This is a genomic window from Faecalibacterium sp. Marseille-Q4137 (genome assembly GCF_017377535.1).
GTDB classification, from domain to species: Bacteria; Bacillota; Clostridia; order Oscillospirales; family Ruminococcaceae; genus Faecalibacterium; species Faecalibacterium duncaniae.
In genome coordinates this window covers 1-16,553 of sequence record NZ_JAFREK010000051.1, presented here as the reverse complement: position 1 = coordinate 16,553, position 16,553 = coordinate 1, and the positions used below count along the sequence as shown (strand labels likewise).

Sequence of the window (16,553 nt, the reverse complement as noted above, 5' to 3'; positions counted from 1 at the left end):
GCCCCCAGCCACCGCCAGAGCCTGGGCTTCAGCCCGCTGACGTGCAGCAGACGGGCTGTATTCATCTGGCAGGTATAGGCACTGGACAGCAGGATCACCCACAAAAAGCCCTTCATCCCCCATCTGGGCAGGAGGAGCAGCACCCCCGCAATACGGAGCACCGCGTCCCACAGGCTGTACCGGAACACGGCCTTCTGCTCCCCCATCCCCTTCATGGCACCGTCCACCATGCTTTCCAGATACATCAGCGGCATGGCCGGGCCCAGCACCCGCAGATAGAGCCCGGCCTCCTGGCTGTGGTAGAGCAGCAGGGCCAGCGGCTCGCCCCACACCCAGAACAGCGCCCCCGCCAGCACCGAGAAGCAGCCCGTCAGCCGGAGCATCCGGTCCAGCAGGCAGCCCAGCCGGGCGCGCTCGCCCCGGATGTGGGCCTGGGTGATCTCAGGCATCAGCAGCACCGAAAGGCTCCCCAGCAGCCCGAAGGGAAAGGTGAGCAGAGGCAGGGCCATCCCCTTCAGGCTGCCGTACTGGGCCACCGCGGCGCTGCGGCCCCCGGCATCCAGCAGGCAGACCGTCAGGCAGGCAGGCACCAGCATGTTCTCCGCCGTGTGCAGAGCGCTGGCAAGGCACCGCCCGCCCTCCACCGGCCACAGGATCTCCCAGAGCCGCCGGGCAGGGTCGGCAGGCCGTCGGGCCTTTTCTGCGCCGAACGCACGCACCGCCTCCCCACGGTAAAACAGCAGCAGGATGCAGGCCGACACTGCTTCGCTCACCGCCGTGGCGGCCAGCACCGCCGTGCAGCGGGCGCTCACGTCCGGCGCGTTCCCCCATTCCAGCGCGTACCAGATGATCCCGATGCGCACGCTCTGCTCCACCAGCTGGCTCAGCACGTTGGGCTCCACCCGCCGCCGGGCGATAAAGAACCCCCGTAGCACAGCCGAGAGGGCCATCCAGGGCATCCCGAAGGCCGACACCCGCAGCGCGCCCGCCGCCCGCACATCTCCCAGCCACCACCGGGCAGCGGCCCCGGCCAGCCCGTACTGCGCCGCCATGGCCGCCGCGCCCAGCAGCAGCCCCGTGCCCGCCAGCCGCACCAGCATCCCCCGCGCCTGTGCCCGGCCCCGGGCCAGCTCCTCAGCCATCAGCCGGGTGGCCGCCACCGAGACCCCCGCCGTTGCCAGCGTGACAAAGAGCGCGTAGACCGCCAGCACCAGCTGATACAGCCCCATCCCCTCGCCGCCCAGGGCATTGGCCAGATAGATGCGCAGGCCCATCCCGGCCAGCCGCAGCAGGATATCCGCCCCGGTCAGGAGGGCGGCGTTTTTCAGGTAGCTCTGCCCCATGGTATTCCTCCTTCCCCCGCACAGGCGTTCGGTTCAGTGTATGCGGCCTTTCCCGGGCAATATGCACTCTTGTGAAGATGAGCGCCCCTGTGGGTTGTTTCCCACCCGGTTTTATGGTATGATATGGGTTGGTCAAGACGATCTGTCTAATTAAGATAAAGGAGAAAAGGTTAGAGTATGAGCGAAGAATGTACCCATGACTGTTCCACCTGCGGGGCAGCATGTTCTTCCCGCACCGCCGCACCTGAGCACGATGCCCCCAACCCCAACAGCAGCGTGAAAAAGGTCATCGGCGTTGTTTCGGGCAAAGGCGGTGTCGGCAAGAGCATGACCAGTGCCCTACTGGCCTGCGCCATGGCCCGCCGGGGCTACCACTGCGGCATCCTGGATGCCGACATCACCGGCCCGTCCATCCCCAAGCTGTTCGGCATCCATGGCCGTGCCATGGCCGATGAAAAGGGCTGCTGGCCCATCCAGAGCCGGATGGGCATTGATGTGATGAGCATCAACCTGCTGGTCGAGAACGAGGAGGACCCCGTTGTGTGGCGCGGCCCCGTGATCGCCGGTGCGGTCAAGCAGTTCTGGACCGATGTGGTCTGGAAGGACGTGGACTTCCTGTTTGTGGACATGCCTCCGGGAACCGGCGACGTGCCCCTGACCGTGTTCCAGAGCCTGCCCGTGGACGGCATCGTGGTCGTTGCCAGCCCCCAGGAGCTGGTCAGCATGATCGTAGCCAAGGCCGTGAACATGGCTGAGATGATGAAGGTGCCCATGCTGGGCATCGTGGAGAACATGAGCTACATCGTCTGCCCCGACTGCGGCAAGAAGATCAGCGTGTTCGGCGAGAGCCATGTGGATGAAGTGGCTGCAAAGCACGGCCTGCCCGTGCTGGCCAAGTGCCCCATCGACCCCCAGCTGGCTGCCTGCTCCGATGCCGGCATGATCGAGGCCTACCCCGGCCAGTACCTTGAGGGTGCCGCCGATGCCTGCGAGAAGCTGCTGAAGAAGTAAATCATGCGCCACTCCCCCGCCAGCGCCAGCCGCCTGCGGGGGATTTTTGTTTGCATTTCCGGCATTCTATGGTACAATATTGGTAGAGAATTTCCGATTGGAGGTGTCCGCATGAACACGCTTTCCCGCACTGAGATCGAGCAGGTCATCCGGGAGCTGCTGCACAAATATCACGCCGAGTATGCCCTGCTGTTCGGCTCCTATGCCCGGGGAGAAGCCACTGCCGCTTCGGATATCGATGTGATCGTGGTGGGCGGTGCCAACTTCCGGCCAAGGGACATCTTTGCTTTTGGGGAGGAGCTGCGCCAGCGCACCCAGAAGGACGTGGATGCCTTTGAGATCCGGGAGGTCAACACCGGCACTCCCTTCTATGAAAGCATCATGCGGGAGGGGGTCAAGATCGCATGAAGAGATCGGACAAGGAGCGCCTGAAAAAGATCGTTGCCACATGGGAAAGCCTGAAATCCGAGATGCACAAGCGCGGCATTACGCCGGAGCTTCTGCTCGAGGACGAGTTTTCCCAGTGGGCCGTCACGACCCCGCTCTATAACATCGGAGAACAGGTCTACCAGCTCAGTCCGGAGTTCAAGGCCTCTTATCCGGAGCAGCCCTGGAATATGGTCGCCGGGCTGCGTCACCGGCTGGTGCATGACTACGACGGTATCAACTGGAGCATCATCGTCGAAGTCCTGTTTGAAGATATGGAGCCCTTTGTGACTGCCGTGAATGCCATTTTGGCCGGAATGTAAAGGAGAATCCAAATGCCGAACGAACTCAAGATCGGCCGGGTGTACCGGCACTTCAAGGGCGACTTTTATCTGGTAGAGGCCGTTGCCAACGATTCCGAAACGGGGGAGCCCTTTGTGGTCTACCGCAAGCTCTACGGGGACGGCGGGCTCTGGCTGCGGCCCCTTGCCATGTTCCTCAGCCCCGTGGACAGGGCAAAATACCCCGATGCCGCGCAGGAATATCGCTTTGAATTGCAGGAGATCCCCAGCGCCGCCGGGCACTGACGCTGTGAAGCGGATTCATTTTTATTTCGGCTTCACTGAAACATTTTCCGATTTCCTCTATTGTAAATCGCTGCACAAAGCTTTATAATGATAAAGCGCTCTGTGATAGTGGGCAGAGCGAGTGTAAATCATGGGAAAAGGAGTATTCTATTATGCTGACGAATGAATACCTGAAGCGCGTTTACGACGGCCTTGCACAGCGCAATGCCAATGAGCCTGAGTTCCTGCAGGCTGTCCGCGAGGTGCTGGAGAGCATCCAGCCCGTGGTGGAGAAGCATCCCGAGTACGAGAAGGCCGGCCTGATCGAGCGTCTGGTCGAGCCCGAGCGCATCATCACCTTCCGTGTGCCCTGGGTCGATGATCAGGGCAAGGTCCAGGTGAACCGCGGCTACCGCGTCCAGTTCAACAGCGCCATCGGCCCCTACAAGGGCGGTCTGCGCTTCCATCCCTCTGTCAACCAGGGCATCCTGAAGTTCCTGGGCTTTGAGCAGACCTTCAAGAACAGCCTGACCACCCTGCCCATGGGTGGCGGCAAGGGCGGCTCTGACTTTGACCCCCATGGCAAGAGCGACATGGAAGTCATGCGCTTCTGCCAGAGCTTTATGACCGAGCTGTACCGCCACATCGGCCAGTTCGTGGACTGCCCCGCCGGTGATATCGGTGTCGGCGGCCGCGAGGTTGGCTACATGTTCGGCCAGTACAAGCGCCTGACCAACAGCTTCCAGGGCGGTATGCTCACCGGCAAGGGCCTGACCTTCGGCGGCTCTCTGGCCCGTACCGAGGCCACCGGCTACGGCCTGTGCTACTTCACCGCCGAGGCTCTGAAGTGTATGCGCAACGACAGCTTTGAGGGCAAGACCGTGGTCATCTCCGGTTCCGGCAATGTTGCCATCTATGCCTGCCAGAAGGCCCAGGCTCTGGGCGCAAAGGTCGTTACCATGTCCGATTCCAACGGCTACGTCTACGACCCCAACGGCATTGATCTGGCTTACGTCAAGGAGCTGAAGGAAGTCCGCCGCGGCCGCATCAAGGAGTATGCCGAGACTCACGCCGGTGTAACCTACGTTGCCGACTGCTCCAAGGTCTGGACTGTCCCCTGCGACATCGCCCTGCCCTGCGCAACCCAGAACGAGATCAACAAGGAGTCCGCTGAGGCTCTGGTCAAGAACGGCTGCACCGTTGTCTGCGAGGGCGCAAACATGCCCAGCACGCCCGAGGCCATCGAGGTCTACCTGTCCAACGGTGTCCTGTACGGACCCGCAAAGGCAGCCAACGCCGGCGGCGTGGCCACCTCCGGCCTGGAGATGAGCCAGAACTCCGAGCGTCTGAGCTGGACCTTCGAAGAGGTCGATGCAAAGCTGAAGGGCATCATGGAGGGCATCTTCCACGCTTCCTACGATGCATCCGTTGCTGCCGGTTCCGAGGGCAACCTGATGGTCGGTGCAAACTGCGCCGGTTTCCTGAAGGTGGCCACCGCCATGATGGCACAGGGCATCACCTACTAATTGTTCCAAAGCATTTTCAAGAGCTGCGTTCGCAAGAGCGCGGCTCTTTTTGTATCTATTCGCTGGCCGCATCTCCGGGAGCTTTTCCCGGCGGGTCAACGGACATTCCATGCCCGCCCCACAAGCGGGGCCCCACCTCGGATACTCGCCGAGAAAACGCCCCTCGTGTGGCCTGTATAAAGCCCCGCCAACCCGTCCATACTGACCACATCAAGCGAAGAGAGGGTTCTGAAATGGACGAACAGATGTTTTGTTTTCAATGCGAGCAGGCGGCGCACTGCACTGCCTGTACCGGTAAGGCCGGTGTCTGCGGCAAAAGCGCGGACACGGCAGCGGCGCAGGACCGCCTGACCGGCGCACTCATCTCCTACGCCAGCCAGCTCATCGGCGAGGGGCGGGCCCCCGCCCCTGAACAGGCACTTCTGTTGATGGAAGGGCTGTTCACCACCATCACCAACGTGAACTTCGACCCGCAGACCGTGGACCAGCTGACCGAGAGCATCCATGCGGCCTGCCCCGGCATCGGGTTCGACTACGACATGGCAAACCTCTGGCACGAGCCGGACGAGGACATCCGCAGTCTGAAATCGTTCGTCCTGTTCAGCCTGCGCGGCATGGCAGCGTACAATTACCATGCGCGGGTGCTGGGCCGCATCGACCCGGAGCTGGACCGCTTCTTCTGCGAAGCATTGCAGGCCGTTGGCAGCGAATGCTCCATCGACACCCTCTGGACACTGGTGCAGAAGACCGGCAAGGCCAGCTACCGCTGCATGGAGCTGCTGGATGCCGCTAACACCGGGGCCTTCGGCCAGCCGGAGCCGGTGGAGGTGCCGCTCGTCATCGAGAAAGGGCCGTTCATCGTCATTTCCGGCCACGACCTCTACGACATGAAGTGCCTGCTGGAGCAGACGGCGGGCAAAGGCATCCACGTCTACACCCACTCGGAAATGCTCCCCGCCCACGGCTACCCGGAGCTGAAGCAGAAGTACCCGCATCTGAAGGGCAACTTCGGCACAGCCTGGCAGAACCAGCAGCGGGAGTTTGAGGACATCCCGGCCCCGATCCTCTTCACCACCAACTGCATCATGCCCCTGCGGGAGAGCTACGCCGACCGGGTGTTCACCACCTCGGTGGTGTCCTATCCCGGCGTCCCGCACATCGGGCCAGAGCGGGATTTCTCCCCCGTCATTGCCAAAGCACTGGAACTAGGGGGCTACCCGGAAGACACCGCCATGCCCGGCATCAACGGCGGGCGCAGCGTCGTGACCGGCTTTGCGCGGAGCGCTGTGCTCTCCCACGCCAATGAGATCGTTGCGGCCGTGAAAAGCGGGCAGATCCGCCATTTCTTCCTGGTGGGCGGCTGTGATGGCACCCGGCCTTCCCGCCGCTACTACACCGAGTTCGCCAAGCTCACCCCGCCCGACACCGTGATCCTGACGCTGGCCTGCGGCAAATTCCGCCTGAACGACCTGGATCTCGGCACTGTGGCGGGCCTGCCCCGCATCCTCGATGTGGGCCAGTGCAACGACGCATACAGCGCCATTCAGATCGCGCTGGCGCTGGCCGATGCGTTCCAGTGCAGCGTCAACGACCTGCCGCTCTCGCTGGTGCTCTGCTGGTTCGAGCAGAAGGCCGTCTGCATCCTCATCGCACTGCTGGCTTTGGGCATCCGGAACATCCGGCTCGGCCCTACCCTGCCCGCCTTCCTCTCGCCGGGTGTGGTGCGCGTTTTGCAGGAAAAGTACAATCTGATGGCCGTCACGACACCGGAGCAGGACCTGAAAGCGATTTTGGGCGAAGGATGAATCCGTTTCATCTCATCATCAAACCGCACAAGATGCGCTGCGATTGTGCTTTCACGTTTGGTGCAACTGTCGCTTGAAAAATTTTCAGCGTTCAGTATAATTATAGGTACCGGAACAAAGGCGTTCCAGAAGGGTGAAGTCTACCCTTCTGGGGCGCTTTTTTGTTTTCTGTGCAAGATTGGCTGCGGATCGTGCCGCGGCCCAGAGGATATTTTGAGAGATAAGGATGGGAAAGGCAATGGATCAATTTACGGAAAACGCCACGCCTCTTGGCCTGTATGACCCTCAGTTCGAGCACGATGCCTGCGGCATCGGCGCGGTGGTGGACATCAAGGGCCGCAAGAGCCACCAGACGGTCAGCGATGCCCTGAGCATCGTGGAGCGTCTGGAGCACCGCGCCGGTAAGGATGCCGAGGGCAAGACCGGCGACGGCGTGGGCATCATGCTGCAGATCAGCCACAAGTTCTTCTCCAAGGTGGCCGATGAGCTGAACATCAGCCTGGGCAACGAGCGGGAATACGGTGTCGGCATGTTCTTCTTCCCCCAGAACGAGCACCTGCGGGCACAGGCCATGAAGCTGTTTGAGCTGGTCACCCGCAAGGAGGGGCTTGAGTTTCTGGCATGGCGCAGGGTGCCGGTAGACCCCGATGCCGTGGGCCAGAAGGCCCGGGACTGCATGCCCTCCATCTGGCAGTGCTTCATCAAAAAGCCTGCCCGTGTGAGCAAGGGCATTGATTTTGACCGCAGGCTCTATATCATCCGCCGGGTGTTCGAGCAGGCCAGCAACGGCACCTATGTGCCCAGCCTGTCCAGCCGCACCATCGTCTACAAGGGCATGTTCCTGGTGCACGATCTGCGCCTGTTCTACCTTGACCTGCAGGACGAGGATTACGAATCCGCCATCGGCATGGTGCACAGCCGCTTTTCTACCAACACCAACCCCAGCTGGATGCGTGCCCACCCCAACCGGTTCATCCTGCACAACGGCGAGATCAACACCATCAAGGGCAACACCGACGCCATGCTGGCCCGTGAGGAGAGCATCGAGAGCCCCATCCTGCAGGACGACATGAACAAGATCCTGCCCATCATCAACACCTCCGGCTCGGACTCCGCCATGCTGGACAACGCGCTGGAGTTCATGGTGATGAACGGCATGGACCTGCCTCTGGCTGTGATGATCACCATCCCCGAGCCCTGGGAGAACAACAAGAACATCAGCCAGAAAAAGCGCGACTTCTACCAGTATTACGCCACCATGCTGGAGCCCTGGGACGGCCCCGCCGCCATCCTCTTCTCCGACGGCGACGTGGTGGGCGCGGTGCTGGACCGCAACGGTCTGCGCCCCAGCCGCTACTATATCACCAAGGATGGCCGGATGATCCTGTCCTCTGAGGTGGGCGTGCTGCCCTGCGCCCCCGACAATATCCTGATGAAAGACCGCCTGCGCCCCGGCAAAATGCTGCTGGTGGATACCGTCAAGGGCGAGGTCGTGGATGACGAGAAGCTGAAGGAATACTACGCCAGCCGCGAGCCCTACGGCGAGTGGATCGACCGGAATCTGGTCCGGCTGAAGGACCTGAAGATCCCCAACATCAAAGTCCCCAGCTACACCGGCGAGGAGCTGACCCGCCTGCAGAAGGTCTTTGGCTACAAATACGAGGAGATCAAGGAGTTGATCCTGCCCATGGCCCGGGCCGGTGCCGAGCCTTCCGGAGCCATGGGCACTGACACCCCGCTGGCTGTCCTGAGTGACCAGCATCCCCCGCTGTTCAACTACTTCAAGCAGCGGTTCGCGCAGGTCACCAACCCGCCCATCGATGCCATCCGTGAGAAGGTGGTCACCTCCACCAGCGTCTATGTGGGTGCCCACGGCAACCTGCTGGAGGACAAGCCCGAGAACTGCAAGGTGCTCAAGGTGCAGAACCCCATCCTGACCAGCACCGACCTGCTCAAAATCAAGCACATGAATGTGCCCGGCTTCAAGACCGCCACGGTGTCCATCAATTACTATAAGAACACCAGCCTGGAAAAAGCCATCGACCGCGTATTTCTGGAGGTGGACCGCGCCTACAAGGACGGTGCCAACATCATCATCCTCTCTGACCGCGACATCGACGAGTACCATGTTTCCATCCCCAGCCTGCTGGCCGTTTCTGCCGTGTCCCAGTACCTCATCCGCACCAAGAAGAGCACGGCCATGGCCCTCATCCTTGAGAGCGCCGAGCCCCACGAGGTGCACCACTTTGCCACCCTGCTGGGCTACGGTGCCTGCGCCGTCAACCCCTATCTGGCCCACGACACCATTGCCCAGCTCATCGACGAGGGTCTGCTGGACAAGGATTACTACGCCGCCGTGGATGACTACAACAAGGCTGTGCTGAACGGCATCGTGAAGATCGCCTCCAAAATGGGCATCTCCACCATCCAGAGCTACCAGAGCAGCCAGATCTTTGAGGCGGTCGGCATCTCCAAGGATGTCATCGACAAGTACTTCACCGGCACGGTCAGCCGTGTGGGCGGCATCGGTCTGGAGGACATTCAGGCGGATGTGGAAGCTGCCCACAACGCCGCCTTTGACCCGCTGGGTTTGGATATCAACATGGAGCTGGCCGACGGCGGTGCCCACAAGTTCCGCAGCGGCAAGGAAGAACACCTCTTCACCCCGCAGACCATCCATCTGTTCCAGAAAGCCTGCTTCACGGGCGACTACAAGGCCTTCAAAGACTTCACCCGCACCGTGGACAACATGGGTGCCGAGGGCATGCACCTGCGCAGTCTGCTGGACTTCAGCTATGATCCCAACGGCGGCATCCCCCTTGAGGAGGTGGAGCCCGTCAGCTCCATCGTCAAGCGGTTCAAAGCCGCTGCCATGAGCTACGGTGCCCTGAGCAGCGAGGCCCACGAGACCATCGCCATCGCCCTGAATCGTCTGGGCGGCCGGAGCAACACCGGTGAGGGCGGTGAGCCCGAGGAGCGCTACCAGAGCGAGAGCAACTCCAAGATCAAGCAGGTGGCCTCAGCCCGCTTTGGTGTGACCAGCAAGTATCTGGTCTCCGCCGAAGAGATCCAGATCAAGCTGGCACAGGGTGCAAAGCCCGGCGAGGGCGGCAACCTGCCCGGTGCCAAGGTCTACCCCTGGATCGCCAAGACCCGCCACAGTACCACCGGCGTGGGCCTGATCTCTCCCCCGCCCCACCACGACATCTACTCCATCGAGGATCTGGCTGAGCTGATCTATGACCTGAAGAACGCCAACCGCCACGCCAACATCAACGTGAAGCTGGTCAGCGAGGCCGGTGTCGGCACCATTGCCGCCGGTGTTGCCAAGGGCGGCGCACAGGTCATCCTTGTCTCCGGTTACGACGGCGGCACCGGTGCAGCCCCCCGCACCTCCATCAAGAACGCGGGCCTGCCCTGGGAGCTGGGCATCGCCGAGACCCACCAGACCCTGATCCTGAACGGCCTGCGCAGCCGCGTCCGCATTGAGAGCGACTCCAAGCTGCTCTCCGGCCGCGATGTTGCCATCAGCTGTATGCTGGGCGCTGAGGAGTTCGGCTTCGGCACCTCCCTGCTGATGTGCGAGGGCTGCGTGATGATGCGTGTCTGCAACCTGGACACCTGCCCCATGGGCATCTGCACCCAGAACCCCGAGCTGCGCAAGCGGTTCAAGGGCAAGCCCGAGTATATCATCAACTACCTGACCTTTGTGGCGCAGGAGCTGCGGGAGTACATGGCCAAGCTGGGCGTGCGTACCATCGACGAGCTGGTGGGCCGCACCGACCTGCTCCATGTCAAGCCCAGCGCTGCCGGCAGCCGTGCCGCCAAGATGAATCTGGACTGCATCCTGCACAACCCGGCCATTGCAAACAGCAACGTCCACTTTGTGCCTGCTGATACCTATGACTTCCACCTTGAGAACACCCTCGACATGAAGGTGCTGATGAAGAAGTTCAAGCTGGGCAGCAAGGCACCCCAGAGTGTCCGGCTGGAGGTCTCCAACACCGACCGCGCCCTGGGTGCCATCTTTGGCAGCGAGATCACCCGCAAGTACGGCAGCTCCCTGCCCGACGATGTCTACACCGCCGAATGCATCGGCGCAGGCGGCCAGAGCTTTGGCGCGTTCATCCCCAAGGGCCTGACCCTCAGCCTGACTGGCGACTGCAACGACTACATGGGCAAGGGCCTGTCCGGCGGCAAGATCATCGTCCGCCCGCCCGAGGGCATCGGCTACAAGCCCGAGGAAAACATCATCACCGGCAATGTGGCCCTTTACGGTGCCACCAGCGGCAAGGCCTTCGTCTCCGGCGTGGCCGGTGAGCGCTTCTGCGTCCGCAACAGCGGCGCGACCGCCGTTGTCGAGGGCGTGGGTGACCACGGCTGTGAGTATATGACCGGCGGCACTGTCGTGGTTCTGGGCCAGACCGGCAAGAACTTCGCAGCCGGCATGACCGGCGGCGTGGCCTACGTTCTGGACGAGAACTGGGATTTCTACCAGCGGGTCAATAAGGAGACCGTGAGCCTGGAGCCTGTGGAGCACAAGTACGATGTTGCTGCCCTGAAGGAGCTCATCCGTGAGCATGTGGAAGCCACCGGCTCCCCCCGCGGCAAGGAGATCCTGGACAACTTCAGCGAGTACCTGCCCAAGTTCAAGAAAGTCCTCCCCTACGATTACGACCGGATGCTCCGGGTCATCGCTTCCATGGAGGAGCGCGGCCTGGACGGCGAACAGGCACAGATCGAAGCATTCTACGCTGTGCAGAAGAAGAAGTAAGGAGGGCTGGATCATGGGCAAGATCACTGGATTTATGGATTACACGCGCAAGACCAGCACGGATGTCCCGCCGCTGGAGCGCATTGAAAATTTCAACGAGTTTCACGTCTGGCTCTCCCGCGAGGAGCAGCAGACCCAGGCCGCCCGCTGCATGGACTGCGGCGTGCCCTTCTGCCAGGCCGGCATGATGATCGGCGGCATGGCATCGGGCTGCCCGCTGAACAACCTGATCCCCGAGTGGAACGACCTGGTCTATCAGGGCAAGTGGGAGCTGGCACTCCACCGCCTGCGCGCCACCAACCGCTTCCCGGAGTTCACCAGCCGGGTCTGCCCCGCCCTGTGCGAGGCCGCCTGCACCTGCGGTGACGTGACCGGCAGCAGCGTGACCGTGCGCGAGAACGAGCACGCCATCGTGGAAACGGGCTACGCCAAGGGCTGGCTCCACGCCGCCCCTCCCCCGGCCCGCACCGGCAAGAGCGTGGCCGTCATCGGCAGCGGCCCGGCCGGTCTTTCGGTGGCCGAGTACCTGAACATCCGGGGCCACGCCGTCACCGTGTTTGAGCGCGCCGACCGCGTGGGCGGCCTGCTGATGTACGGCATCCCCAACATGAAGCTGGACAAAGCCGTCATCGAGCGCCGCATCAGGATCATGCAGGCCGAGGGCGTGGAGTTCCGCACCAGCATGGATGTGGGCGGTGCCGTGGATGCCGAGAGCATCCTGAACAGCTACGATGCCGTGGTACTCTGCTGCGGTGCCAAAAAGGCCCGTGACCTGAACGTTCCGGGCCGGGATGCCAACGGCGTGCATTTTGCCGTGGATTACCTCACCAGCGTGACAAAGAGCCTGCTGGACAGCAAATTTGCCGACGGCAGGGCCATTGATGCCAAGGGCAAGAACGTTCTGGTCATCGGCGGCGGCGACACCGGCAACGACTGCCAGGGCACGGCCCTGCGGCAGGGCTGCACTGATCTGGTGGCTCTGGAAATGATGCCGCAGCCTCCCAAGGAGCGTGCCGCCAGCAACCCCTGGCCCGAGTGGCCCCGGGTGCTCAAGGTGGACTACGGCCAGACCGAGTGCATGGCAAAGTTCGGCAAGGACCCCCGTGTCTACCAGACCACGGTCAAAGAATTCCTCAAGGACGATGCAGGCAACCTGACCGCTGCCGTCATCTCCTACCTCAAGCCCGAGCGTGACCCCGAGACCGGCCGCACCAACATGGTGCCCACCGGCGAGGAGTTCACCTACAACTGCGAACTGGCCTTCATTGCCGCCGGTTTCGTGGGCTGTGAGAGCTATGTGGCCGATGCCTTCGGTGTCAGCCTGACTGGCCGCGGCTGCGTGGACATCGACCATTTCCGCACCAACGTGGACAAAGTGTTCGCCTGCGGCGATATGCGCCGGGGCCAGAGCCTTGTGGTCTGGGGCCTGCGCGAGGGCCGCGACTGCGCCGCCGAGGTAGACCGCTACCTCATGGGCTACACCAACCTGTAAGCCCGCATCCCGGCCATTACTGAACCATTCTCTTTCCTATCCTAAACAAGCGGAAAGCCCCATCGGTATTTTTCGTACCGATGGGGCTTTCTGCGTTATTTTCTTGGGGTTTCTCTCTTCGTGAAGGGGAGCGGGCGAACCCTCTCCGGGCAGTTGCCTTGCCCTCTCAGTCAAAGCCTAACAGCTTTGCCAACTCCCCTAGTAGGGGAGCTGTCGCCGCAGGCGACTGAGAGGTTGTACGAAGGATCACTTCATCTCTTTCACCCTATTCCACCCCCGGATCACTTCCCACCGGCCCACAGAAGCGTCTGCGGGCTTATCGGCGGAGATGAGCTGGCTTTCAACAGCCCAAGTCAGAGCCTTCTGCTCGTCGGTGGCATCCTCAGCCATCACAGCGGCAGGGGCGGGTTTGCCAGCTTCGGTCCAGAGGAGTTTTGCCAGTTCGGTGGTGTTCTGGGGGATAGCTGCACCGGCAGGCAGGACAGTGTTCAGGTACAGTTCCGTGCCGATCATGTAACCGGTATAACCCAGCACAGCCGTACCGGCACCGGCAACACCGATCATGGCAGCGGTACCCAGCACGCCGGGACCTTCGCTTTCAATGGTGGCATCCTGCGTCATGGCCTCGATGGTCACAGCCTGTGCAGGCATCTTGAAGGTCAGGGGGTTCTCCTTGACGTTCACATCCAGCTTCGCATCACTGTTAATGCTCCACAGGTCAAACACAATCGCATCGGTGGGGGCGGTATATTTCACCGTCACTTCGGCATTTTCGGGAACTTTAGCCGTCAGGGTGCCATCCTCGGCCTTGGTAAATTCCACTGCCTTGCCGTCAGCATCCTTCACGGTCACTTCGGCGTTCTTGACGGTCAGGTCGTACCGCTTGACAACAGGAGCAACCGGTTCGGTATCTTCCTTCTTGTCATTGTCCTTGTTGGTGTCATCCGGCTTGTTGTCGCCCGGCTTCGGGGGCAGGGTGCCGCCGTTGTTGGTCAGCTTGCTTTCGTCAAACTTGCCGCCGGAGATCACACCGGTTTTCTCATTGGTCACAGCACCGATAAAGTTGCCGTTGCCAATGGTTCCGTTGTTTTTCACCTTGCCGGAAAACGTACCATCGTTAATTGCGCCATTATTGGTCACTTCGCCGGAAAACGTACCATTCTCAATTTTACCATCGCTCTCGTTTGTCACGCCTCCAGAGAATTGAGTCGCCTTTTCTCCGGTCGTTGTGATTGTGCCCTTATTGGTCACTTCACCAGTTACGGTACCGCCGTTGGCGTTCAGGGTTCCGTTGTTTTCAATGGGAATGCTCAGGGTACTACCCGTACCACTGTCAATCAATGTCAGATTACCATGATTGATGATTTTCTTTTCGGCGTTTTCTCCAGCAACCTGCTTGCCCGTCAGATCAACAGTAACTGTAACGCCCTCGGGGATGGTCAATGTATTCTCCATGTCGTTCGGTGTCACATAGCTCAGGAATTTGAGCTGAGCATTCCCATGCGCTTTGTCTTGAATCGCTTTTAAGGTTGATTCATCCGGCCATCTGTGGCCAATCAGTTTGACATACGCCTCATATTCTACCTCATTGCATACACCAGTAGCGGAAGCATCTTCAATTCTTTCGAATTTTCCGCTTACAATCTTTCCCACAGACTCATTTACGACTGTTCCGGTAAACTCAGCATTCTCCGTTCCGGTAATCGTTCCACGGTTTTGGATTTTTCCGCTGACGGTAGCATTATTTACATGCAGCTGAACACCAGTATGAATGACCATATCATAGCGTTCACTGTTTGTAATGGTGCCGCCACTCAGTAAGATCTCTGTATTGCTACGAGCGGAAGTCCATAAACCATATCCTTTGTTGTTGTCGATGGTTCCTCCACTCATTATGAACTTGGACGTTCCACTCCAAGCAATCGAAACACCATCATTGCTGCAATTTTTGATTTCAGCCGAGTCGCTCATGGTAAAAGTACAGGTGTTCCCAGAGTCAGGATACATTTTTACGCCTGCACCTTCTGGTGCTGTACAATTTTCAATTGCGCCTCCGGTCATGTTGAAGGTGCCATCGCTCATGTACACACCGCCACCGCTTGTGCTTGCGGTAAAGCCCTGAATGGTGCCGCCACTGATCGTCAGGGCACTGCCGGAGCCTTCCATATAGATTGCTCCGCCGTGCCCTGTTACCGTACCATTGCCCTGAATGATACCTTTGCCCACACTATCCTTGATTTCCAGCGTGCCGTCATTCGAGATGTTAAACGCTCTCTGGTTATTTGCCGCTGTAATGGTGTGGCCGTTCAGATCAATGCTCAGTTTTTTATTATTGATAGAGAGAGTGTCTGTTAACGTAATATTGCCGCTCAATTGGACATTTCCGCCTTTTGTAGCAGCAGCTGTCAGCCCCGTCAAATCTGAAACCGGTGTAGCTGTACCGCTCGAAGTGCCGCCCATTGCGTCCGACAGCGTTATCGCATCATCTCCCAGGGTTGTACCCCCCCCCCTACTGTTGCCAGAGCGGGTGCAGGCATTATGCTGACTGCCATACTGACTGCCAGTGCCATACTAATCAATCGTTTTTTCATCTGCAAAAGCCTCCTTATAAAAATATGTTCTGCAGATCTGCCCCGGCAGGAAAGCCGGACGCATCCGTTGCTTTTTTGCCCATGGTGGGCAAATCATCAGCACTATTGTAACAAATTTTGGAGCATTTGGCAATGTTTTAAGGCAAATTGTCGAATATCCGGTAAAATGGCCTTTCAGCCTGCATTTCGTCCCGAGGAAGGCGGTGTGACTTTTGCACCTGTGCAGCACATAATAAGGTCGCGAATGTAAATTGGTGCGTATCCATGGTATCACCAAGCAACAAGAAGCCCCATCGGTAGTGCCTATACCGACGGGGCTTCCTGCTTTGCTGGGGGTTAGTGCTTACCGGCCTTGAACCATCTGTCAAGCCACTTGCAAATGACAAACCCGCACAGAAACAGCAACAGCGCTCTGCCTTATCCGGCAGGGCGCTTTGCGTCAATCTTCTCTCTTCAATTCTTCTTGCAGCAGCCGTTTGAACAAAACCGGGTAATTACTTGCACCATGCACGATATGGTAGACGAACACAGTATCCACAATCAGCCGATAGACGCAGAGATACTGCCCGGCGATCACATAGCGATAGCCGCTTTTCAGCAGTTCGGCATCTCTTGGAAGCGAACCCGACAGCGGGAAACGTTCCAACCGCGAAAGAGAATCCAAGATCCGATCCGTGATTTTTCGGGCAGAATTCGGCCCTACCAGATTCATGTGAAGCTGTGCGATTGCTTCCAGTTCCCGCTGTGCCGACTCCAGAATTTCGATCTTAGCCACGACGATAGATCTCCTCCAGCCGTTTTCTGGAATCCTCCAGCGTGTAAGCCGGAGCACCAGCAAGCCTTCCCTGTTCCGCTGCTTCCAGCTTTGCCCGGAGTTTCAACGCCTCTTCCCGCTGTTCGAATGCTTCTATGCTCATTACAACAAGGTCGCCCTCTCCATTCTTTGTAATGTAGATCGGCTCACCCGCTCCGTGCGCCAGATTTGAAATGGAACCGTAGTCATTGCGAAGCGCTGTAGA

12 protein-coding genes are annotated in these 16,553 nt (G+C 59.9%); 8 read left to right on the top strand and 4 right to left on the bottom strand.

Features of this window, described 5'->3' with window-relative positions:
* On the bottom strand, window positions 1-1,343 hold a 1,343-nt coding region (locus J3353_RS14355; RefSeq protein WP_207685104.1), incomplete at its 3' end, for an oligosaccharide flippase family protein.
* Between the two features lie 177 nt (window positions 1,344-1,520).
* Between J3353_RS14355 and J3353_RS14350 the strand changes: the two genes are divergently transcribed.
* The 8 genes from J3353_RS14350 to J3353_RS14315 all read left to right on the top strand — a co-directional run bounded on the left by J3353_RS14350 (window position 1,521) and on the right by J3353_RS14315 (window position 12,943).
* Window positions 1,521-2,354, top strand: a complete 834-nt coding sequence (locus tag J3353_RS14350) for an Mrp/NBP35 family ATP-binding protein (protein WP_154276326.1) — start codon at window positions 1,521-1,523, stop codon at window positions 2,352-2,354.
* A 111-nt stretch (window positions 2,355-2,465) separates the two neighbouring features.
* Window positions 2,466-2,762 (top strand): nucleotidyltransferase family protein, encoded by a 297-nt coding sequence (locus J3353_RS14345; protein WP_098922630.1) that lies wholly within the window; start codon window positions 2,466-2,468, stop codon window positions 2,760-2,762.
* Window positions 2,759-3,103: a DUF86 domain-containing protein gene (locus J3353_RS14340; RefSeq protein ID WP_207685103.1), complete on the top strand. Its 345-nt coding sequence runs from the start codon at window positions 2,759-2,761 to the stop codon at window positions 3,101-3,103. The genes J3353_RS14345 and J3353_RS14340 overlap by 4 nt, the downstream gene beginning before the upstream one ends.
* A gap of 12 nt (window positions 3,104-3,115) precedes the next feature.
* Window positions 3,116-3,367 carry a DUF1653 domain-containing protein gene (locus tag J3353_RS14335; protein ID WP_005933896.1) on the top strand — a complete coding sequence of 84 codons (252 nt, stop codon included), beginning with the start codon at window positions 3,116-3,118 and terminating at the stop codon, window positions 3,365-3,367.
* A gap of 152 nt (window positions 3,368-3,519) precedes the next feature.
* Window positions 3,520-4,872, top strand: a complete 1,353-nt coding sequence (gene gdhA / locus J3353_RS14330) for an NADP-specific glutamate dehydrogenase (protein WP_207685102.1) — start codon at window positions 3,520-3,522, stop codon at window positions 4,870-4,872.
* Window positions 4,873-5,105: 233 nt separating this feature from the next.
* Window positions 5,106-6,677 (top strand): hydroxylamine reductase, encoded by a 1,572-nt coding sequence (hcp, locus tag J3353_RS14325; protein ID WP_207685101.1) that lies wholly within the window; start codon window positions 5,106-5,108, stop codon window positions 6,675-6,677.
* Between the two features lie 238 nt (window positions 6,678-6,915).
* On the top strand, window positions 6,916-11,451 hold the full coding sequence (gene gltB, locus J3353_RS14320) for a glutamate synthase large subunit (protein ID WP_156061380.1): 4,536 nt from the start codon (window positions 6,916-6,918) through the stop codon (window positions 11,449-11,451).
* A 13-nt stretch (window positions 11,452-11,464) separates the two neighbouring features.
* Window positions 11,465-12,943: a glutamate synthase subunit beta gene (locus tag J3353_RS14315; protein ID WP_156069515.1), complete on the top strand. Its 1,479-nt coding sequence runs from the start codon at window positions 11,465-11,467 to the stop codon at window positions 12,941-12,943.
* Window positions 12,944-13,189: 246 nt separating this feature from the next.
* Here the strand turns inward: J3353_RS14315 and J3353_RS14310 are convergent, their stop codons facing one another.
* The 3 genes from J3353_RS14310 to J3353_RS14300 all read right to left on the bottom strand — a co-directional run.
* On the bottom strand, window positions 13,190-15,403 hold the full coding sequence (locus J3353_RS14310) for a right-handed parallel beta-helix repeat-containing protein (protein WP_207685100.1): 2,214 nt from the start codon (window positions 15,401-15,403) through the stop codon (window positions 13,190-13,192).
* A gap of 570 nt (window positions 15,404-15,973) precedes the next feature.
* The gene (locus tag J3353_RS14305; protein ID WP_156061386.1) at window positions 15,974-16,309 is read right to left on the bottom strand and encodes a type II toxin-antitoxin system RelE/ParE family toxin; all 336 of its coding nucleotides are present in this window, start codon (window positions 16,307-16,309) and stop codon (window positions 15,974-15,976) included.
* A partial coding sequence (locus tag J3353_RS14300; protein WP_207685099.1) for a type II toxin-antitoxin system Phd/YefM family antitoxin occupies window positions 16,302-16,553 on the bottom strand: 252 nt, incomplete at its 5' end. The genes J3353_RS14305 and J3353_RS14300, both read right to left, overlap by 8 nt.